14 protein-coding genes are annotated in these 19880 nt (G+C 73.9%); 6 read left to right on the plus strand and 8 right to left on the minus strand.

Annotated features, from left to right (window positions below):
- Nucleotides 1-7: 7 nt before the first annotated feature.
- The 4 genes from IPQ09_28450 to IPQ09_28465 are packed head-to-tail and all read right to left on the minus strand — an operon-like array spanning nt 8 to nt 5643.
- Nucleotides 8-1510 carry a hypothetical protein gene (locus IPQ09_28450; protein ID MBL0198081.1) on the minus strand — a complete coding sequence of 501 codons (1503 nt, stop codon included), beginning with the start codon at nt 1508-1510 and terminating at the stop codon, nt 8-10.
- 59 nt (nt 1511-1569) lie between these two features.
- Nucleotides 1570-2451 (minus strand): galactose mutarotase, encoded by an 882-nt coding sequence (locus IPQ09_28455; protein MBL0198082.1) that lies wholly within the window; start codon nt 2449-2451, stop codon nt 1570-1572.
- Nucleotides 2448-3713 carry a DUF1501 domain-containing protein gene (locus IPQ09_28460; protein MBL0198083.1) on the minus strand — a complete coding sequence of 422 codons (1266 nt, stop codon included), beginning with the start codon at nt 3711-3713 and terminating at the stop codon, nt 2448-2450. The genes IPQ09_28455 and IPQ09_28460 overlap by 4 nt, the downstream gene beginning before the upstream one ends.
- Before the next feature lie 13 nt (nt 3714-3726).
- Nucleotides 3727-5643: a DUF1549 domain-containing protein gene (locus IPQ09_28465; GenBank protein MBL0198084.1), complete on the minus strand. Its 1917-nt coding sequence runs from the start codon at nt 5641-5643 to the stop codon at nt 3727-3729.
- A gap of 147 nt (nt 5644-5790) precedes the next feature.
- On the opposite strand from IPQ09_28465, the gene IPQ09_28470 reads away from it, so the two are divergent.
- Nucleotides 5791-7128, plus strand: a complete 1338-nt coding sequence (locus IPQ09_28470; GenBank protein ID MBL0198085.1) for a 1-acyl-sn-glycerol-3-phosphate acyltransferase — start codon at nt 5791-5793, stop codon at nt 7126-7128.
- Complete coding sequence (locus tag IPQ09_28475; GenBank protein ID MBL0198086.1) at nt 7125-8078, plus strand: EamA family transporter; 954 nt, start codon at nt 7125-7127, stop codon at nt 8076-8078. Before IPQ09_28470 ends, IPQ09_28475 begins: the two co-directional genes overlap by 4 nt.
- 32 nt (nt 8079-8110) lie before the next feature.
- On the opposite strand, the gene IPQ09_28480 is transcribed toward IPQ09_28475, so the two are convergent.
- Nucleotides 8111-9301 (minus strand): HupE/UreJ family protein, encoded by a 1191-nt coding sequence (locus tag IPQ09_28480; protein ID MBL0198087.1) that lies wholly within the window; start codon nt 9299-9301, stop codon nt 8111-8113.
- A gap of 48 nt (nt 9302-9349) precedes the next feature.
- On the opposite strand from IPQ09_28480, the gene IPQ09_28485 reads away from it, so the two are divergent.
- From IPQ09_28485 to IPQ09_28500, 4 genes are all read left to right on the plus strand, one after another.
- Nucleotides 9350-10192, plus strand: a complete 843-nt coding sequence (locus tag IPQ09_28485) for a hypothetical protein (protein MBL0198088.1) — start codon at nt 9350-9352, stop codon at nt 10190-10192.
- Nucleotides 10193-10227: 35 nt separating this feature from the next.
- Nucleotides 10228-11025, plus strand: a complete 798-nt coding sequence (gene tsaA / locus IPQ09_28490) for a tRNA (N6-threonylcarbamoyladenosine(37)-N6)-methyltransferase TrmO (protein MBL0198089.1) — start codon at nt 10228-10230, stop codon at nt 11023-11025.
- Nucleotides 11026-11041: 16 nt separating this feature from the next.
- Nucleotides 11042-12235, plus strand: a complete 1194-nt coding sequence (locus IPQ09_28495) for a hypothetical protein (GenBank protein MBL0198090.1) — start codon at nt 11042-11044, stop codon at nt 12233-12235.
- Between the two features lie 334 nt (nt 12236-12569).
- Complete coding sequence (locus IPQ09_28500) at nt 12570-14114, plus strand: hypothetical protein (GenBank protein ID MBL0198091.1); 1545 nt, start codon at nt 12570-12572, stop codon at nt 14112-14114.
- A gap of 23 nt (nt 14115-14137) precedes the next feature.
- Here IPQ09_28500 and IPQ09_28505 read toward each other — a convergent pair whose 3' ends face one another.
- The 3 genes from IPQ09_28505 to IPQ09_28515 are packed head-to-tail and all read right to left on the minus strand — an operon-like array spanning nt 14138 to nt 19812.
- Nucleotides 14138-15178 (minus strand): creatininase family protein, encoded by a 1041-nt coding sequence (locus IPQ09_28505; protein MBL0198092.1) that lies wholly within the window; start codon nt 15176-15178, stop codon nt 14138-14140.
- 9 nt (nt 15179-15187) lie between these two features.
- Nucleotides 15188-16885, minus strand: coding sequence for a hypothetical protein (locus IPQ09_28510; protein MBL0198093.1), 1698 nt, complete (start codon nt 16883-16885; stop codon nt 15188-15190).
- A gap of 38 nt (nt 16886-16923) precedes the next feature.
- Entirely contained in the window at nt 16924-19812 is a 2889-nt protein-coding gene (locus IPQ09_28515; GenBank protein MBL0198094.1) for an AAA family ATPase, read from the minus strand.
- Nucleotides 19813-19880 lie beyond the last annotated feature (68 nt).

Genomic DNA, 19880 nt, shown 5'->3' on the forward strand with positions numbered 1-19880 from the left:
TCCGAGGTCACGTTCGCGCCTCGCCGGGGACGGCGCCATCGTCCGCCTCGCGGAGCCCGAAGCGCACGAGCCTACGGCCGCCGACGAGCACGAGCACGAGCACGAGCCCCACCTGGAAGAGACCGACGCGCGTGAGCATCGCGGGCAGGCCGATGGCCTCCGACACCTCGGTCGCCACCCCCTCGACGACGATGTCGCCGATGATCACGAAGAACGCGTACACGCCGGCGATTCGCCCCCGCATGCCCGGGCTCGACGCGCTGTTTTGGGCAAGCTCGGCGAGCGAGCCGCTCGCGAGGGTGAGCGAGTGATCGAGCGCGAGGATCGCGGTGAACGGCAGCACCGCCGAGGGTGCCGCCGCGGCCGCCACACGCCCGGCGGCCGCGATGACGAGCCCGTCCACGAGCATCGTCACGACGAAGATCTTGCCGAGGCTCCCGGCCTTCCGCGCGAGCGCGGGCACGGCGAGCACGCCAAGCACGCCGACGATGCTCCACGCGATCTCGGCGTGGCGGACCGCGTCGTCAGTGCCGTGCAGCACGTGCTTGATGAGCATCTTGCCGTCGTACGATTCGGTGACGAATTCCACGACCGCGGTGCCGGCCAACAAGGCCAGCAGCGGCCGCCGCTCCTTGCCGAAGAGAAAGCGTAGCCCCTGGCCCAGCGACCGCCCGAAGTGCGCGACGGCGCCCAGCGGCGTGAGGCGCGCGGCGGGGGCGCCGTTACCTCCAGCGGCTGCGTCGTCCTCACCGGGCACGTCCACGAAGAGCTCGCGGAGGCGCACGTCGCGCGCCGCGCGGGTCGGGTGGCAGAAGAAGAAGAGCAGCCCGGCGAACGCGAGGTGCATCACCGCCTGCACCGCGATGAGCGGCGCGTAGCGCCCGGCGGCGAGCGCCAAAATGCGGCCACCGAGCAGCAGGCCACCGAAGGTCGCCAAGGCCTGGAGCCCGCCGATGACCGACGTCATGGTGAGCAGGTGGGTCTTCTGGAGGAGCGGCTCCCCCCGCTCGTCTTTGAGCGGCGCGCCCGTCTCGTCGGTCTGCACCGACTGCTCGCGCAAGAGGTCGACCGAGAACACGATGCGCGTCGGTCGGAAGGCGGTCTTCGTGAACGCGCTCAGCATCACGAACGGGAGGATCCCGCGGACCGTCGGCGCGCCCGAGGTGAGGCGCACGAGCAGGAAGAGGAGCGCCGCACCCTCGACCAGGCGCGCCCACACGACCAGGCGAAAACGGAACCGCGCGAGACGCGCCCACGAGAAGCGGGCGGCCCAGTCCGCGAGCGGCCCCGACACGATCGTGCCGAGGAGAAAGCAGCCGAGGCTCGGCAGCATGAGGCTCGCGCGCTCGCGTTGGCTCGTGAACAGGTTCGTCATGATGAGCATGGCGGCCCACGCGGCGACGGCGACGCCGAGGTCGTCCACGAAGTTCGCGAACGCGAACGCGCGGAGCTTCGGCTCGGCGCGAAACGCCGCGACGTACGGTCCCACGAATGTCCCGATCGGTCCCATGTGCGCGCACCCCTCCCCTCCGCAGCGTCGCAGAGATTGAGGGCCCGTAGCAGCCGAAATCAGCCCACGGAGAACGTCTCGGCGAACGCCCGCGCGGCGCCCGGGGCGAGCACCTCGAGGCCCACGCCCGTGTTCAAGGCGTCGCGGGGCGCGCTCCACGGCTCGAGGCAAACGAAGTCGCGCCCGGGCAGCGTCCACACCACCCAGTGGTTGAGGTGCCCGCCGAGCGTGACGCGGCCCCTCGGCGCGATGAGCTCGGCGCCGTGCGCGAGCTCCGCGAGGTGCAGGTCCACCTCGCCGGACGCGAGGTCGATCGACGCGAGATCTCGCTCCTCGCGGCGCACGTTGTCCCACGCGCGCTTCGACTTTGTGGGGACCTGGCACTCGAGCTTCGCGGCGTCGGGCACGGCGAAATACGGGTGATATCCCAGCGCGAACGGCATCGCCTCGGCGCCCGTGTTGGTGACTTCCGCCGTCAGTGTGAGCTCGGCTCCTCGCAGCCCGTAGCGGATGCGGAGCCGAAACGGCCAGGGGTACTCGGCCCGCGTGACCTCAGAGTCGGTGAGCTCGAGCTCGACCTGGGCTTGCCCGCCTGGCCCGCCGGTACGCGACACCTCGCGGAAAGCAGAGCGGCGCGCGAAGCCGTGCTGTCTCATCGCGCGCTCGTGTCCGCCAAACGCGTACCGCTCGCCCTCGAGCTTCCCGGGCGAGGGAAAGAGCACTGGCACTCCGCCGCGCACGTTCTGGGTGCGATCGCGCAGCGTCGCCTCGTCGAGGTAGAGCCACTCTCGGCCTCGCGCGAAGAGCGAGGTCACGAGGGCGCCGCGCGACGGTACGACGGTCACGCGCGAGCCCTCGACGGTGTCCGAGAGGACCACCGCGTCGAGGTCGCCCAAGCCCCCCAGCCGAACGTCTTCCACCGTGAAACGAGCGGCGCTCACAGGAGGAGCTCCGGCACGGGGAGGCCGCCGTCGGTCAAGGCAATCGGCCGCCCGACGGGCGAGATCGCGGCGTCGTCCGGCGCGAGGCCGACGAGCTGCCCGAGCGTCGCGAGCAGCGCGCTGGCGCTCACGGGGCGCTTCGTCACCTTCTGCCCCTCGGCGTCGGTCTCGCCGACCACCTGGCCACCCCGCACGCCCGCGCCGGCGAGCACCGCAGACGCCGCGCCGGGGTGATGATCTCGCCCCTCGTTGGCGTTGATGCGCGGGGTCCGCCCGAAGTCTCCCATCCACGCGACGGCCGTCGTCCCGAGGAGGCCGCGACGCTCGAGCTCTTGAAGCAGCGCGGCGAACGCGGGATCGAGCACGCCCATGAGCTTCTTCGTGCGCGTGAAGTTGTCGGTGTGGGTGTCCCAGCCATCGAGAGACACCTCCACGAAGCGGACGCCGGCGCCCACGAGCTGGCTCGCGACGAGGCAGCCGCGACCGAAGTCGCTGTCGCCAAACGCGTCGAGCGTCGCCTTGGGTGTGGTCGACAGGTCGAACGCGGAGAGCTGCGGAGCGCGCATGAGCGCGACCGCCTGCCCCGTGAGCGCACGCCGTCCCTCGACCTTCGGATCGCCGGTGCGGGTCGCGAAGTCCTGCTCGAGCGAGTCGAGATAGCGCAGGCGGGCGTCGAAGCGTTGGCCGTCGACCCCGGGCGCGTGGGCGACGTTCTGCGGCATCGCTCCGCCCCGCTGGAGCACGAACGGGCCGTGCTGCACGCCGAAGAACCCCGCGCCGCGGCTCGGCCCGCCGAGGCTCACGAACGCAGGGAGGCCGCCTTGCGGCGCCCCGAGCCGCTTGCTGACCCAGCCGCCCAACGAAGGGTGGTCCACCGTCGGGTTCGGAGCATAACCTGTATGATACAAGTAGCTCGCGCGCTGGTGATTCCCCTCCTTCGAGGTGAGGCCACGCACGACCGCGAGCTTGCCGGAGAGCCGCGCCAGCTCGGGGAGGTGCTCGCTGATCGAGAGCCCCGGCGTGGCGGTCCGGATCGCCTTGTGCGGTCCGCCGACGCGGGTGCCCGGCTTGGGATCCCACGTGTCGACGTGGCTCGGGCCGCCGTTCATCCAGAGCACGATGAGGGCCTTGGCCTTGGGCGCAGGGCGGGCTTCGGCGGCGCGCGCGAGACGAGGACCGGCGAAGAGCGAGGCGAGGGCGCCGGCGGAGAAGAGCTGGAGCGCGGTGCGGCGCGAGTGTGAGGGGGGCTGCCTGGGGTTCACGGGGACCTCGGGTTCAGTGATTGAAGAGCGACTCGCTCGAGTTGAGGAGGGCCCAGAAGAGGTCCTCGAAGGCGCGCGTCCGCGGATCGGTCGCGCCTGCACGCGCCGCGAGGCGCTGGAGCTGCGGGAGGTCGACGTTGGCGCCGCCCTTGCCGCCCTTGCCGGCCTTGCCGGCCTTGCCGGCCTTGCCGGCCTTGCCCGCCTTGCCGCCTGCCCCGGCCTTTCCACCCTCGCCTCGCGGCGGCTCGACGGGCGCGGGCGCGGCGCTCGGCGCGGGCCGAGTGGCCCCCTCGCGCACGAACGCGAGGGCCCGTTCCCGCTCCGCGGCGGTCGGGGTCCGCGAGAGGGTGCGAAGGTAGAGCGCGTCGACCTTCGAGCCGTCGTCCCCGGGCGCCGCGAGCACCTCGGCGAGCCCCGTGCCCGGGAGGGCCCGCGTACCAAAGCCCGTCACGTGGCCGTTCAACAGGGAGAGCGCCTGCGCGACGTTCCCCTCGAAGCGCGGCGCGTCGCTCTCCTCGTCGATGTCGAAGAGGAACGTGTAGCTGCGCGAGACCTGGGCCTTGATGGCCGGCAGGTTGCGAAGGCCCGCCGATTCCGCGGCCTGCTCGAGGCGCGTGGCGGCGAGGAGGTGGTTGAGGAGCTCCTCTGGCCCGAGCGGCACGAGGCGAAACTTCGCCCAGAGAACGTTCCCCTCGCCCAGGTTCTCGCCCCCGCTCGAGGCGAGCCCGTACACCTCGGTCGCGCAGAGGAGGCGAATGAGGGACTTGGGATCGAACTTGCGCGCCGCGAAATCCTTCGCCACCCGCCCGAGCAGCTCGGGCTGCGTCGCGGGGTTCGAGTCCCGAAGGTCGTCCACGGGGTTCGCGAAGCCGCGGCCCAGGAAGTGGGCCCATATGCGATTCGCGTAGGCCTTCGCGAACCACGGGTTCTGCGGGCTCGTCATCCACGCGGCGAGCGTTTTGCGGCTGTCTTTCCCGCGGTCGACCGCCGTGCCGTCGAGCGCCGTCGGCGTCGCGGCCGCGATCGGCACGAGCTCCTCGTTCTTCGAGTAGCGTCCGGGAATGCGCGCGACGTCGCGCACCGTCATGCGGCGCACCGCGCCCTTCACGGGCCCTTTGTCGACCTGCTGCACCTCCGCGTGGAGGAACGTCGCGGTGAACCGCCGGAAGTCGTCCTGCTTCCACTTCTCGGTCTTGTGGTCGTGGCACTGCGCGCACTGGATCTGCACGCCGAGGAACGTGCGCGAAGCTGCGCCGGCCAGGTCCTGCGGCGTCGCGAAGCGAAGCGAGTAGTTCACCGCTCCGTTCACGGCGTCGCCCGCGCCGTCTGGGGCGCTCGCCGCGGAGGCGGGCATCATCCCGTCGCTCGTGGGTGCGTCCATTCCCAGCAGGCCACGAGGACCGCCGTCGCCGTTCTGCCCTGTCGCCGAGACGAGCTCCGACACCACCACGTCCCACGGGGAGTTCGCTGCGATGCGCGCGTGGAGCCAGGCGCGAAACGCGGCCCGATCGAGGCGCTGATCCCGGGCCTCGTGCCCAAGGAGGACCTCCTCCCAGTAATTGGTCCAGTGGGCCACGTAGGCCGGCGACGCGAGGAGCTCCTCCACCTTGCGCGCCCGCTTGTCGGCCGATCGATCGGCCAGGAACGCGACCACCTCCCCGGGCGCGGGCGGGGCCCCCACGACGTCGAAGTACACCCGGCGGAGCCATGTCGCGTCGTCGGCAGGCTTCGCGGGGACGATCCCCGCCGCAGTCCACGCCGCTCGGAGCGCCTCGTCGACCGAGCGGGGCGAGAAGGTCCCGTCCGCGGGGGGCGGCGCCGCCGGCTTCGCCGCGACCTGCGAGGGCACGGGCGGGGGGCCGGGAGGCGCGGGCGGCCCGCCGCACGCGGAGACCGCGGCGAGCGAGGCGAAGAGGAGGAGAGCCTTCATGGCGAGCATGTTCGTCGGTCGGCCGGGAAGTCGCAACGGCGTCATCACCGGTGGACGTGCCGCGTCGCCGCGCGCAGCACTCATGCGCCGTAAAGGGACGTAAAGCTCACGGCCACCACCGCCCCCACGCACCGCAAAACTGAGGTAATGCTCGTGGAGATGGCGAGCTCCGTGCACCCCGTCCGCCGGCTGCTCACCCAAGTGTTCCGCATGGCCGCGCGCACGTACTTCCGCTCGATCGAGGTCGTAGGCGACGTGCCGGTCGCGAACGTGGGCTCGCGCCTCTTCGCGAGCAACCACGTGAACGCCCTCGTGGATCCGATCCTCGTCGTCACGACCGCGGCGTGCCCAATCTCGCCTGTGGCGAAGAGCACCCTCTGGAACATCCCGGGGCTGGCGCCGCTCCTCGACATCGCCGACGCCGTGCCCATCGTTCGGCGACGGGACGCGCCGAACAAGTCGGCGACGGACAACGACGAGGTCTTCGAGCGAATCGCAGGACACCTCCACGGTGGCGGCAACATTCTCATTTTTCCCGAAGGCACGAGCCACAACGAGCCGCACCTCGTCGCGCTGCGCTCCGGCGCCGGGCGCATGCTCGCGCGGGCGAAGGCGGACGGCGCGCGCGACCTCGAGGTTCAGGCGGTCGGCCTCGAGTTCGACGAGCGCAACGTGTTTCGGTCGCGCGTGCTCGTCGTGTACGGGCCGGTAGTGCGCGTCGCGGACCTGGGCGACCTCGAGGGCGACGCGCTGGCCGAGCGCATCACCGAGCTCCTCGACGCCGGCCTGCGTGGGCTCGTCGTCGAGGGCCAGACGTGGGAAGCGCGCGTGCTCGTCACTCGCGTCGCCGAGCTGCTCGGCGCGGAGCTCGAGGACACCTCCCTCGAGGCTTGGAACGCCATCGGGCGGCGCGTGAAGGCGGCGCGCGCGCTGCTCCGCGACGACGACGCGCTCGTGACCGAGGCGAGCGACGCGGTCACCGAGTACTACGCCGCCCTCGGCGAGGCCCGAACGAGCGACCTCGCGGTGCGCGACGGCGGCACCGGGTACCGGCCCGCACGCCTCCCGTCGCTGCTGTTCCTCCTCGCGGTGCTCCCGCTCGCGCTCTTCGGAGCGGTCGTCTACACCCTGCCCTACCAGGTGCCCCGGCTCGTCGTGCGGGCCACCAAGGAAGAGTCCTCGGACCTCACCTCGACCTACAAGCTTGGCGCGGGGCTCGTGCTCTTTCCGTTGTGGGCCCTCGTCGGCTGCGTGATCGCCGCGCTCACGTTGCCTCCGGGCGCCGCCGTGGCGTGCATCGCCGCGCTCCTCACGAGCCCCTTCGCGGCGCTCGCCTGGCAAGACCGCCTCCCCCGCCTGGCCGACACGTTCTGGCTGTTGCTCGGGCGAGGCACGCGCCTCGCGCACCTGCGCGGTCTCCGCGCGCGGGCGCTCGACGCCATCGCGAAGGCGCGGGCCCGCGCCGAGGCCCTCGAGGGAGCGTGAGCGATCCGCGCGCCCGCGTGGGCGTCACCTCGGCGCTGCCCGCCCCGCCCGTCGCGCGGGCCCTCGTCGTCGCGGCCGCCGTGCTGTGGAGCGGCGGCGGCGTGGGCGTGAAGCTCCTCCCCGGATGCGAGGCGCGCACGATCGCCGGCGTCCGCGCGGTATTCGCGGCCCTCGTGATGGGCACCGCGCTCCTCGCGACGCGGGGCGCGCGAGGGGCGGCGGCGCCGCTGCGGCGGCCGCGGGTGTGGGGAGCCGCCGTGAGCTACGCGGTCATGGTCGTGTGCTTCGTGATCGCGGCGAAGCTCACCACCGCGGCGAACGCGATCCTTCTCCAGTACACCGCGCCGATCTACGTGGCGATGGTGTCGCCCGCGCTGCTGCGCGAGCGGGTGCGGCCACGGGATCTCACGGCGGTCGCGGCCACACTCGTGGGCATGGTGCTCTTTTTCTTCGGAGAGCTGTCTCTCGCCGGGATGACCGGCAACATCATCGCCATCGCGTCCGGCTTCGGCTTCGCCGGGCTCCCGGTGTTCCTGCGCCTCGACGAGCTCGCGCGCCGCCGCGAGGGTCTGGTCGAGGACCCGTCGGCGCCGCTCGTGGCGATGACGCTCGGCAACGTTCTGGCCGCCGTCGCCTGCTCGTCCCGCATCGCTGCGGCCCCACCCACGACCGGCGCGGAGTGGAAGGTGCTGGCGCTCCTCGGGGCGTTCCAGATTGGGCTCCCCTACCTCCTCTACGCCCGCGCGGTGCGCGCGCTGCCCGCGCTCGAGAGCTCGCTGCTCGCGTCCATCGAACCTGTGCTGGCCCCGCTCTGGGTGGTGATCGCGACGGGCGAGCGTCCGAGCCGCGGCGCGCTGATCGGCGGCGCGCTCATCGTCGGCGCCGTGACCTTCCAGGCCGCAGGCAAGCGCCCTACGCCGGCGCCGCGCGCGACCGGGCGTGGTCGATAGATTGCTGTAAGCACTTAGAAACAGGCCACGATTCAGCCAGCCTGACGTTCGAGGGCGTGTACGACCGCGGCGAGCGCTCCGACCAGCGCGAGCGAGACCGCCATCGCGCGGCGCGCGCGGGGCGAGAGCGCGTGCTGCGCGCGGGCGTAGCGCACGAGCCACGCCGCGCACGTGACGATGGAGAGGTGCGCGAGCCACACGCCGACCCCGAAGCCGAGCCGCGTCGCGCTCGAGGCGTGCGCGAGGTCGAGCGCGGGAGCGTGAGTCGCGAACGCGAGCCCCACGGCGAAGCCGAGCGGCGCCCCGACGAGCCACCGTCCCCGCGACGAGACGACGAGCGGCTCGGGCTCGTCGGGGCTCGCGCGCGCCGGAAGCGCGGCCAGCGCGAGGAGCGCGATCAGCGCCCCGGCCGCGACGCCCGCGGCCCGCGGCCACGCGAGCTCGCTCGAGAGCGCCGCCGCGTGCCCCACGGCGAAAGCGACGACCGCCCCGAAGCGCGCGCGACGCGTCCACGGCACGAGCGCGAGGCCCACGAGCACGAGCAGGTGCTCGCGCACCGAGAGCGCGAACCGAAAGCCCTGCGTCGACGGGCTCGACGCGCGAGGACGCGGCGCGGGCCGGGGCGGTCCCTCGGCCGCCGCCGCAGGCGCTTCGGGCGCGCGAAACGTCACGCGCGAGTCCTTCGCCGAGAGCAGCGCATCGCTCGTGGCCTGGCCGACGGTGCGCGCGACGTGGCGGTGACTCTCGCCGAGGGTCTCGAGGAGCGGGAGCGACAGGACGAGCTCTCGCGGCGCGGCCTCACACGCGAACGCGAGCTCGAACAGCAGCCCGTCGCCCTCGGTCAACGCCGCGTCGGTCAGGCGTGCGCGGCACGGGCTGCCGTCGGCCACGACCACGATGCCCTCCGCGAGCGCGCGGCCGAGAGCGGCAGAGGCGCGCGGCACCTCCGAGGCGGACACCCGACCGTCGCCGTCCGCGTCGAGCGCGGGCACGAGGCGCAACCCATCGGCCACCGCGAAGGACACGCGGGCCGACACCTCCGCGCCCGTCACCTTGTACTCGCCCGACGAGAGCCCCAGCGTGTGCGCTGACGCCATGCGCGGGCCGAGCGCCGACGCGAGGAACCAGAGGAGAGCGCCCCGGAGCGCGCGCCACCGCCGAGCAAGCGGCGCGAACGGCGCGAACGGTGCGAACGGCGCGAAGGGCAGGCGACCGCGAGCCAAGGTGCCGCCGAGTTTGACTGAAACCGCCCCGGTAAGGAAGGATACGGCATGTCCGCACGAACCCCAGCTGGCCGCCGCCCCGTCTCCACGCGCGCGCGGCTCACACTCCTCGCGCCCGCCCTGTGCGCAGGCCTCGCGGCGTGCGGTTGGGGCACCGGCTCCTCCTTCATCGAGCAGCCGCTCTCCCCTGCCAACGAGCCGGGGCTCCCGCAGGGCAGCGCGCAGGGCGCTCCCGCGCCGGGCCGACGGCCGAGCGTCACGCTGGAGGCGAAGGGGCACCTCCCCGAGGACGTGCGCGGCCAGAACCTCGGCCTTTTTCGCAATACTTACTACGACTTCCCGAGCGAGTCCGAGTTCACGAGCGCCGCGAAGGGCGAGCCCGTCACGCTCCGCAACGCGACCTGCGGGGCGATAGCGCAGGTGCCTCGCGGCTTCTTCGAGACCCTGTGCGTGCAGGGCTCGGGCTCGCTCGCGCGGGGCGGCACGGTGAGCTTCGCCAAGCGCGACTGCGGCTGCGCCGACGTGTGCCCGCGCACCGGCCAGAAGATCTGCTTCGAAGCGCTCGATCCCAAGGCGTTCCCGTGGGGCCGAGGCGCCGCCGGCCGCGCCATCGCTCCGCTCCGCACGGTGGCGGCCGACACGACGGTGCTCCCCATGGGCACGCCTCTCTACATCCCCGAGCTCGACGGCCTGCCCATCGGCGAAGGCGGCGCGCTCCACGACGGCTGCGTCGTCGTGGAGGATCGCGGGCTCAAGGTGCGAGAGAGCCACATCGACATCTTCACGGGTCGCCCGCAGACCACCGAGAAGCTCGAAGAGACGCTGCCGTCGAACCAGGGCGTGCACGTCGTGGTGCGCACGACGCGCTGCGAGCACCTGGCCCCGAAGTGAGCGAACCACGCGACGAGGAGCCGGAACCTCGCCACGTGGTGACGCTCCGGCCGATCGGCTACGCGCGGACCCCCTACCGCGAGAAGGCCGAGGCCCCACGGCAGCCGCTCGCCGCCCGCGGCGTCGAAGGGCGCGTGGAGGTGTTCACGCGCTACGGCGACGCGCTCGCCGACCTCGAGGGCTTCGACCGCATCCTCCTCACGTTTGGCTTCGATCGCGCACCGCCGACCTCGAGCCTCAAGGTGCAGCCGCCGCGGAGCCCCGTGAAGCGCGGCGTCTTCGCCACGCGTTCGCCCCACCGGCCGAACGGGCTAGGGCTCTCGGTGGTCGGCCTCGCGCGGGTGGAACGGTGCACCTTGCATGTGTTCGACGTGGACCTCCTCGACCGCACGCCGGTGTACGACATCAAGCCCTACCTCGCCTACACCGACGCCTTCCCCGACGCGCGCGCGGGGTGGCTCGCGGAGGACGGGCCGGCCTCCGCGGCGATCCGCGGCACGCCCGCCGATCCGCGCGCACCGTACGTGGTCTCGCTGCGACCCGAGGCGAAGCTCGCGTGCGACTTCGTCGAGCGCGAGACCGGCCTCGCGCTCGAGCGGCGAGCGCGGGAGCACCTCGCCCTCGGCCCCGAGCCGCACGCCTACAGGCGGATCCGCCGCGACGGAGACGTATCGGTCCTCGCCGTGAAGGAGTGGCGCGTCGCCTTCGTCGAGACGGGCCCGCGGGCGCTCGAGGTGGTGCGCGTGCGCTCGGGCTGCTCGCCCCGCGATCTCGCGCGCGACCGCGACGACCTCGCGGTCCACCGGGAGTTCGTGGCCCGGTTTGGGGCGTGAATGCTACGATCATCGCATGATGACCCCGCCCCACGCGCGCCGCGGTGCGCGCCCGCGCGCGCGCTCGCTCCTCGTGGGCACCGCCTTCGTCGCGAGCCTCCTCAGCGCCGCGCTCTTCGCGGCCTGCTCGGACACGCCGGCCCCCGGCGCCGACGCGGGGGTCGACACGTCGGCGCCGCCGCTACCCACGGCGGACACGGCGCCGCCGCCACCGCCGAAGGACGCCGAGGTCGACGCCGCCGAGGCCGGCCGCGATCCCTGCGACGAGCGCGGGGCCGATGGCCTCGTCACCTCGCTCGCGTGCACCGGGCTGTACGCGGACTTCGCGACCAAGAAGCTCGCGCCGGGCGTGGTCCCCTACCAGACCGGCGCCCCCTTCTGGACCGACGGGGCCGAGAAGGAGCGGTATCTCCAACTCCCGCCCGGCACGACGATCGACACCAGCGTGATGGACGCGTGGAAGTGGCCGGTGGGCACCAAGGTCTGGAAGCAATTCAAGGTGGGCGGCAAGCGCATCGAGACCCGCTACTACGGCAAGGTCTCGAGCACGAAGTGGCAGCGCACGACCTACCGGTGGGACGCCGGCGAGACCCGCGCGATGCGCCTCGACACGGGCGAGACCCTGGCCGACGGCTACGAGATCCCCACGCTCCAGAAGTGCGACACCTGCCACTACGGCGGCGCCGATCAGCTGCTCGGGCTCGACGCCGTGGCGCTCTCGCTCCCGGGCGCGACCGGCGTCACGCTCGCGAGCCTCGCCGCCGCGGGCGCGCTGTCCGCGCCGCCCGCCACGCGCACCGCGGTGGTGCCCGAGGACGCGACCGGGAAGGCCTCCGCCGCGCTCCAGTGGCTCCACGCGAACTGCTCGTCGTGCCACAGCGACGCGCCGCTCGCCGCCGCCTCGGCGGTGAACCTGCGGCTGGCGCTGCGCCCGAACGAGCTGCTCACCGCGACCCCGACCCCCGTCGCCGACTTGGCCATCACGACCACGGCCTACTGCACGCAGACGCGCTACGTGCCCGGGGACGCCGGCGGACCGCTCAAGAACATCGAGGGCGGCGACAAGACGCGCAGCGCGATCTGGGTGAGAGCCTCGGTCCGCGACGCCGCCGGCCGCGAGCAGATGCCGCCCATCGGCTCGCACAAGGTCGACGCTGCGGGCGTCGCCGTGCTCGGGGCTTGGCTCGACGCCCTCCGCCCCTGCCCTTGAGGTGGGGGCGCGCGCAGCGAGCGCACGAGGAGAAGCGCCCCCCCACACCGCCGCGCGTGCCATGAACCCCTAGCCGTCGGCTAGGTGGGACGCTGGGCAACGCTTCAGGCTTCCGAGTTATCCGGCTCGTTAGAGCAGGCCCGGCGTGCACACCGCGCGGCCGTCGCGACCCTGGTTCGTGATCGTAAGGGATCCATGTCGCCGCGAACGACGGCACGGGGGGGCCCTGGAAACGTAGGGGCGCGACGCGCGCGCGTCAACGGGCCGTCCCAGGGGTGGGCGGAATCCGCGCAGGAAATTGGACCTCCAGCGCCCGGCGGGGGAGGTTTCGCGCATGTCCGAGAGCGAACCCGCGACCCGCGATCCCGACGCACCGACGCCCACGGCCGACGCGGCAAGCGCGGCCGACACGACGACGCGCGCGCGCGTGCTCCGCGGCGGCGTGGAGCTCGCGAGCCTCGAGGCGCGCGAACAGCGGTGCCTCGAGCTGCTCGGCGACGGGGCCGTCGTGGTGCGCGTGCCCGCGCCGAAGCGCGAGCTCCGAGGGCGGCTCGCGGCGTTCGTGAGCGACTCGATCGAGGCGCGGCTCACGAGCCTCGGGGCGCCGGGGCCTCATCCGCACACCGGAGACCTGCTGGGCGACCAACTCTTCCGCGCGCGCACGCTCGGTGCTGGGCTCGTGCTCTCGCTCGACTCGCTCGCGGAGATCCGCTCGCCGGCGCTCACGCCCGAGGACTCGCACACCCTGACGGGTCTCGCGCGGGCGACCCGGGAGCGCCCGCTCGTGCTGCTGCTCGACGACGCCGATCGCGACGCCCCCGCGTACGCGCGCCCGGTCCCGCTCGGGGCGCTCTTGGCGCCGACGCTGGTCGCGACGCTTCCGGCGCCCCCGGTGGCCGCGCGCGACGAGCGCGAGAGCGCGCCTGCCGCGCACGCCGTCGGCGACGACGTCGACGCCGACCGCCGGGCGATCGCGCTCCCCAAGACGCCCCGCGAGGCCGCGCGACGCGACGAGCCGCGCGAGGGCGCGCCTCGCGTCCCCGAGGCGGTCGCCGTGCACGCGCGCGCACTCTCGAGCGCCCGCGGGCCGCAGCCGCTCGCGGTGCTGAAGCGCCTATTCTTGGAGCACTACCTGCCCCTCGGGACCCTGCTCGACGAGGGGCACATCGACGCCCGCGCGGAGGCGGCCCACACCACCTTCCGACGGAGCTTCGAGCGCGCCTACGCCGACGCGTTTCCGACGTTCGCGCTCACGGGGAAGCGCCCTCGCATGGTGTTCGACGCGTTCGAGGAGGCCACGCGGCTCGCGCGAGCGACCGGCGCGCGCACGACGAGCCTGCTCATGGTGCCCAGCCTGCGCGTCGACCTCGGCCTGCGCATGGATCGTGAGCTCCAGCCGTCGATACCCAGCGAGGCACGCGTGGAGTCGGGCCTCTTGTTTGCGGCCCTCCCGTCGACCTCCGCGCGGCAAGAGGACACCCTCGCGCGCGGCGTCGCGGCCCTCGCGGCGGCGCGGCCCGACGAGAGCCCGGCCGACCCCGAGTGGCACACCCGCGGCGCCCTCCGACGGGTGCGCCTCGGTTCGCGCGACCTCTACTCGCTCGAGACGGTCGCCGCGTGGCGCAGCATGCCGCGGGGTCCCGAGGACGCCGCGGAGGTGGTGAGCGCGCTCGCGACGGCGATCGCTCGGCACGCGCACGCGCTCGTCGGGCGCAAGGGCCCGCTCACCAACGAGCGCAGCCCCGAGCGGACGCTCCTCTTCGTCTTCGGCGATCACGGGTTCACCTACGAGGACCGCGGCCACACGTGCGACGGCGGCTCGACCCCGGAGGAGGCGATCGCGCCGTACTTCGCCTACGTGCTCGACCCCGCGAACTGACGCCACCTAAGCCGGTTCGAGTCTCATCCGAGCGGGCGCGCGCCCTCGGCCTCGCGCTCGTCGAAGCGCAGCATGTCGCCGGGTCCCGCGTGGACGCCGACGCGACCATACAAGGTGGCCCAGCGAAGCCACCCGAGCGGAGGGGGCCTCGGCGCCTCGCCCCGGTGGAGCGCTGCGTCCGCGGCGTCGCCAAACAGCGCGGTCAGCTCACGCGCAAAGACGCGCCCCGCCTCCGGCGTCGCGAGCGACGGCGCGCCGGTGTAGCCAGGGAACGGGCGCAGCGAGAGCCACGCGGCGCACCGAGCGACGAGCGCGACCTCCTGGGCGCGCGCTCGCCCTCGCTCCCCGAGGCGGCGCAGGCGGGCCGCCCCCCGCTCGACGAGGCGCGGCCCGGCGAAGGGCGCGCAGTCGGGGATCTTTGTGTAGAATGCACGCACCGACTCCGGCGCGTAGTGCAGCGCGAGGCTCGTCTCGAAGAAACCGCCGTGAAAATCTGAGGCGATGTCGGCCATGAGCTCGCGCGCGCGGGCCGCGGGGAGGTGGGCGTAGGCTTCGGCGTACCTTGCGCCCGCCGCCTCGGGCGCCTCGGCAGCGAGGAGCTCGTGCAGCAGCTCGTTCATCGGGGAAATCGCCCGCACGCCGCGCCGGCGCAGCCAGCGGACGCCCGCCTCGAGCGCGAAGGCGTGCAGCGGGCTGCCGTGGAAGGTCACGAGGACCACCCGCGAGGCGCCGAGCGCATCGAGCTCGCGGCAGGCCTCGATCACGGCCCGGCGGACCGTGAAGTAGTCGACCGGCTGGCTCCCCGGCCCCGGCGTTGGCTCGACGCCCACGTCGAGGTCGCGGGTCACGAGCAGCGGGTACGTCTCGTTGGGAGCCCGCAGGAGCCCGGCGCGGCGACGGAGCTCTGCGTGAAGATCGCGGGCCACGCCGAGGCTGACGAGGTGGTCGTTGCGCAGCGAGAGGTGCGGGCCGTGGTACTCGATGGGGTTCACGAGCAAGAAGGCGGGGGCGCCGCGGCTGAGCGCCGCCCGCGCGCGCGGCGTGTCGTCTGAGAACAGCTGCACGTCGACAGGCTACCGCGAACGGTCCGCCGCGGCAGCCGAACCCGCGTCGGGCCCGACGAGGCGCCGCTCGCGCTCGGTCATCGCGCGGGGGCGCAGCAGGGCCCGGGCCTCGGCGGCCGCCTCGCCGGCGCCCCGGGCGTCCGCCAGCGCGACGCGCGACCCGAGCACCAAGGGCTCGCGCGGGGCGGCGACCACTCGCCGCCAGAGCGCCTCGGTCGGCCCGCCCGACGCGAGAGCCACGAGGACGTCCGCGGTCAGCACCGCGCGGTGCGTGGGCGACGCTGCCGACCCCAGCGCACGTGTCGCGGGCGCCGCGGGCTGCGTGAGCGCAGCGCGCAGGTACGCGTGAGGCACGTCGAGTGGCACCGCTGCATCTGGCGAGCCAGGCGCCACGGGGCTCCCCGCGCGCGCGGCGAGCTCGATGCGCGCCTCCGGAGGCAGCGCCGCGGGAGCCACGATGCCGCGCGCCGCGAGGTCGGCCACCCGGGGAACGAGGAGCGCGTCTGCTCCAGAGACGGGCTCGCGATGGACCTCCGCGAAGAAGCGACGCGCGCCCTCCACGCCACCGGCGCGTGCGAGGCGCTCGGTCAGCTCGATCGACAGCGCCGCAGGCAGCGGGCGCGAGAGCGGGGGCAGGCGCCCCAGCGAGAGCGCGGGGTCGGGCGCGTCGGGCGCTGCCCCGGGGCCCCGGCGCGCGAGATCGGACGCGGCGAGCGCCACCACGAGGGCCGCGACCGTCGACGTCGGCTCGGCGCCAAGGCGTCGCGACGCGAGCTCACCGGCGAGCTCCGGAGCACCGAACGCGAGCGCCCGCGCCGAGGCCTCTTCCAGGCCAAGGTGGGTCACCATCGCTCGGCGCGCGGCCATCTCTGGCTCCCCCTCGAGCAGCGCGTGATCGAGCGCGGCCACGTTCACGGCGCGCACGCGCGCGGCATCGAGCTTCGGCGCAGGCTGCCGCGGATCCGGCCCGACTCGCCGCGCCGAGTCCACCGCGGCGGCCGCGAGCCTGCGCCCGAGCTCCACCTCGCCATGGGAGAGCAAGTCCGCCGCGCGATCGAGGGCCCGCGTCCTGCCGGCGGAGTCGAGCCGCGCGAGGGCGAGCAGCGCGCGCGCCTCGGTCGTGGGGTCGTGGCGCGCACGCGCGTAGTCGGCGAGCGCGCTCCACGCGACGGAGGAGTCGGGGTAGGCGACCGTGAGCGCGAAGGCGCTCGCAGGCTCCGCGTCGTCACGCCAGCGCACCGCCCGAGCGGCGAGCTCCACGCGCCCCGGGTTGGCGCGCGACGCGGCCGCGAGGTCGGCGGCGCCCGGAGGCCCCGGCGACGCCGCGCGGGTCGCCGCCGCCCGCATGAGCGCGCACTCGCCTCGCCGCGCGAGCGCGCCCTCGTACTCGGGGTCGAGGGCCAGGGCCTTCTCGAACGCGCCGTCGGCGTCGCGCGGACGGAACGTGCACCATACCCGCCCTAGTCGGGACCACACCTCCGGATCGTCCGGCCCCTGCTCGGCCGCGGAACGGTAGCCGCGGGCGGCCGCGGCGAGATCGCCGCGCTCCTCCGCGATCGCACCCTCGAGGAAGGCGCGGTAGGCGCTGGGTGAGACCGCCGGCCCCTCGCGGAGCTCGCCGGCGGCGAACCGGCTCACGGTCCCCTCCCCAAGGCACGCCGCCGTCGCGACCGCGACGCCGACGGCGCCGGCGAACCGAAGCCGCACGCCGAGCGGGCCTCCGTCGCGAGCGCCCCGCGCCAAGCTCAGCGTCCTCCGCGGAAATCGAGCTCGTCGCCCCCGAGGTCGACCGAGCTCACATCGTCCATCGAGGGGGCAGGCGACGGCACGCGCCCCGTCGCCTCGGCCTGGCGCAGCCGCTCGGCGATCTCGATGATGCGCCGCTCCACCCGGCCGAACACCGAGCCCACCGGGAAGCGCCCGTTCGGATCGCGCGCCCCCGCCGGGACGCCGGTGAGCACCTCGATGCCCTCGCTCACGGTCGCCACCGCGTGCAGGTGAAACTGCCCGGCGGCCACCGCGGCCACGACGTCCTGCCGAAGCACGAGGTGGGGAAGGTTCGCGCGCGGGAGCAGCACGCCCTGACGCCCGGTCAGGCCTCGCGCGTGGCAGAGATCGAAGAAGCCCTCAATCTTGGCGCAAACGCCGCCTATCGCCTGCACCTCGCCGAGCTGGTTCACGCTCCCGGTGACGGCCACGCTCTGATCGATGGGGATGTCCGAGAGGGCGGAGAGCAAGCTGTAGAGCTCGGTGGAGGAGGCGCTGTCACCGTCGACCTCGCCGTAGCTCTGCTCGAACGCAAGCTGCGCGCGCACGCTGAGCGGGCGCTCCTGGCCGAACATCTTCCCGAGGTAGCCGCGCAGGATCGCGACGCCCTTCGTGTGGATCGACCCTCCGAGCTGCGCCTCTCGCTCCACGTCGATGATGCCCTCCCGCCCCAACGCGACGACCGCGGTGATGCGCATGGGCTGACCGAACTCCACGTCGCCGGCGCTGAACACGCTGAGCCCGTTCACGACGCCCACGCGCCAGCCGTCGGTGTCGAGCGCGACCTCGCCCCGCACCGTGAGCTCGCGAATGTGGCGCTCCGCGGACCCGAGGCGCTCGCGGCGCTCGCGCCACGCGGCGTCGATGTCCTCGACGGTGGTGCCGGTGAGCTCGGCGGGGGGCACCGGTTCGGGGGCCGCGGGCTCGCTCGCTGGCTCGCCCTTGGCGTTCTTCCCCAGCTTCTCTGGGCCCTTGCTGGCCTTCTCGGGCTTGTCCACCTTGGGCGGGGCCACCCGCGACGGAGGCATCGACGACGGCGCATCGTCGAGGCCGAGCTCGCGCGCGTGCCCGAGCGCGCTCGCGAACGCGGCGGTCTCCTCGAGCGGCGCGAGGGTGAGCGAGAGGCGCTCGCGGTCTCCCGACAGGCGCGTCGCGAGGTCGAGCAGGCGCGCACGCGCCGCGCGATCGAACGCGCCCCAGCCGCGCTCCTTCGCCATCGCCATGAGGTACGCGTCGAGACGCACGAGCGCGTCGTCGGTGCGCGGGATCGACGGCTCGACCTCGACCTTCACGCGAAAGAGGGCCGCGAAGTCGGCGTCCGCCTCGAGCAGCGCCGCATAGAGGCCGGGCGGCCCGACGAGGATGACACGCACCGCGATGGGCACGGGCACGGGCCGGAGCGTGGTCGCGTAGAGGCCGAGCGGTCCGAGCGGATCTTCGGCGCCCATACGCCGCTCGCGCAGGACGCGCTTGACCCGCTCCCAAATGATGGGGTCGGTCATCAGGTCGGCGGCGCGCACCACCAGCACGCCCCCCGACGCGCGGTGGAGCGACCCCGCCCGGATGCGCGTGAAGTCGGTGAGCAGCGCGCCGAAGCGCGCCCGACGCTCCAAATATCCGAACAAATTCGGATAGGTAGGGTTCGTCTCGTAGACCACGGGCGCGCCCGGATTCGACGGGTCGGTGGCCACGAGCAGGTTCACGCGGAAGCGGTTCAGGCGCGTCGCGTGCTCCGGATCGTGGTCGCGGCCGTCCTTCCCGGGCCCCGAATCCTCCTCGCCGCCGGGACCCGGCCCGCCGGCCTCGCGCTCGTCGTCGCTCACGAGGTCTTCCCAGTCTTCGGCGAGCGCCTTCTCCACGTCGGCGAGGTAGGCCTGCACCCCCTCGCCCGCGGGGGCGAGCGCTTCCCGCATGGCCGCGAGCCTCGCGGCGACGAGCGCGGCCACGGTCTGGCCGAGGGCCTCCGCGCGCGCCGCGTCGAAGCGAGCGCTCTCGCTGCGGACGCGCTGCGCCGCCTTCGCGACCTCCGAGGTGAGCCGCTCCTCGGCCTCGCCGAGCGCGCGCTTCGTCGGCTCGTCGAAGGCGCCGAACTGCTCGGGGCTCACGGGCTTTCCATGCAGGATCGGGAAGGTCTGCACGCCGCCCGGCACGGCGCGGATTCCGAACCCGAGGGTCTTGGCGCGCGACTCGAGGCCAGCCAAGATCTCGCGGTTGTTCGCCTCGAGCTCCCGCCCGAGGCTCGCCTGAGCGGCCTGCAGCTCGTCCGAGTCGGTGATTTCCACGATGTCGGCGCGCAGCCCGTCGAGGAGCTCTTCCATCGCGGCGACCAGGGTCTTCCCCTCGCCCGCAGGCAGGCACAGAGGCCGCGGCGCCTCGGGGCGCTGAAAATCGTGCACGTAGACGATGTCGGGCGGGGGCGGGCGGGCCGCCGCGAAGCGCTCGGCGAAGCGCACCACGTCGTCCTCGATCATCACCTCGGGCTCCGCCGCCACGAAGACATGGAAGCTCGGCTCGCGCGCGGCGATGCCCAAGGCGAGGGCACGTCGCGTGACGCTCCCCACGATCTCGAAGAGGCCACCGCTCGAGCGGGGCTCCTCCGGCAGCAGCATGGGGTCGGTGTGGAGGCGCACTTCCTCGGGCCGCACGCGGAAGGCGTCGCGCGCGGACCCCGCGGGCTCGAACGCGTGGCTCCACGGGCGGGGGGGCAGGCTCTCGCGAGGCGGCGGTTCCGGCACCTCCTCGGCGGGCGTCACCGCGTCGGCGAGCCCGGTGGCCGCCGGCGCCGTCTCGGCCTCGACGCTGGTCCGCGCCGCCTTCTTGCCCGCGCCCGCGGCGCTCGATTTCTTGGAGGTCCTGGGATCGCCCATCGGTCCCTCGGGACGCTACCAGAGGGGGCCCGCGTCCGCGGAGAAGATCGGCCCGCACCGCGCCGCGC

Source organism: Myxococcales bacterium (assembly GCA_016720545.1).
In the GTDB taxonomy this organism is placed as follows: domain Bacteria; phylum Myxococcota_A; class Polyangia; order Polyangiales; family Polyangiaceae; genus JAAFHV01.

Bases quoted from the DNA above. Each gene is read 5' to 3' on its own strand.
- IPQ09_28450 (MBL0198081.1), bottom strand. From the start codon at position 1,510: ATGGGACCGATCGGGACATTCGTGGGACCGTACGTCGCGGCGTTTCGC.
- IPQ09_28465 (MBL0198084.1), bottom strand. From the start codon at position 5,643: ATGAAGGCTCTCCTCCTCTTCGCCTCGCTCGCCGCGGTCTCCGCGTGC.
- IPQ09_28470 (MBL0198085.1), top strand. From the start codon at position 5,791: ATGCTCGTGGAGATGGCGAGCTCCGTGCACCCCGTCCGCCGGCTGCTC.
- IPQ09_28485 (MBL0198088.1), top strand. From the start codon at position 9,350: ATGTCCGCACGAACCCCAGCTGGCCGCCGCCCCGTCTCCACGCGCGCG.
- IPQ09_28495 (MBL0198090.1), top strand. From the start codon at position 11,042: ATGATGACCCCGCCCCACGCGCGCCGCGGTGCGCGCCCGCGCGCGCGC.
- IPQ09_28500 (MBL0198091.1), top strand. From the start codon at position 12,570: ATGTCCGAGAGCGAACCCGCGACCCGCGATCCCGACGCACCGACGCCC.
- IPQ09_28515 (MBL0198094.1), bottom strand. From the start codon at position 19,812: ATGGGCGATCCCAGGACCTCCAAGAAATCGAGCGCCGCGGGCGCGGGC.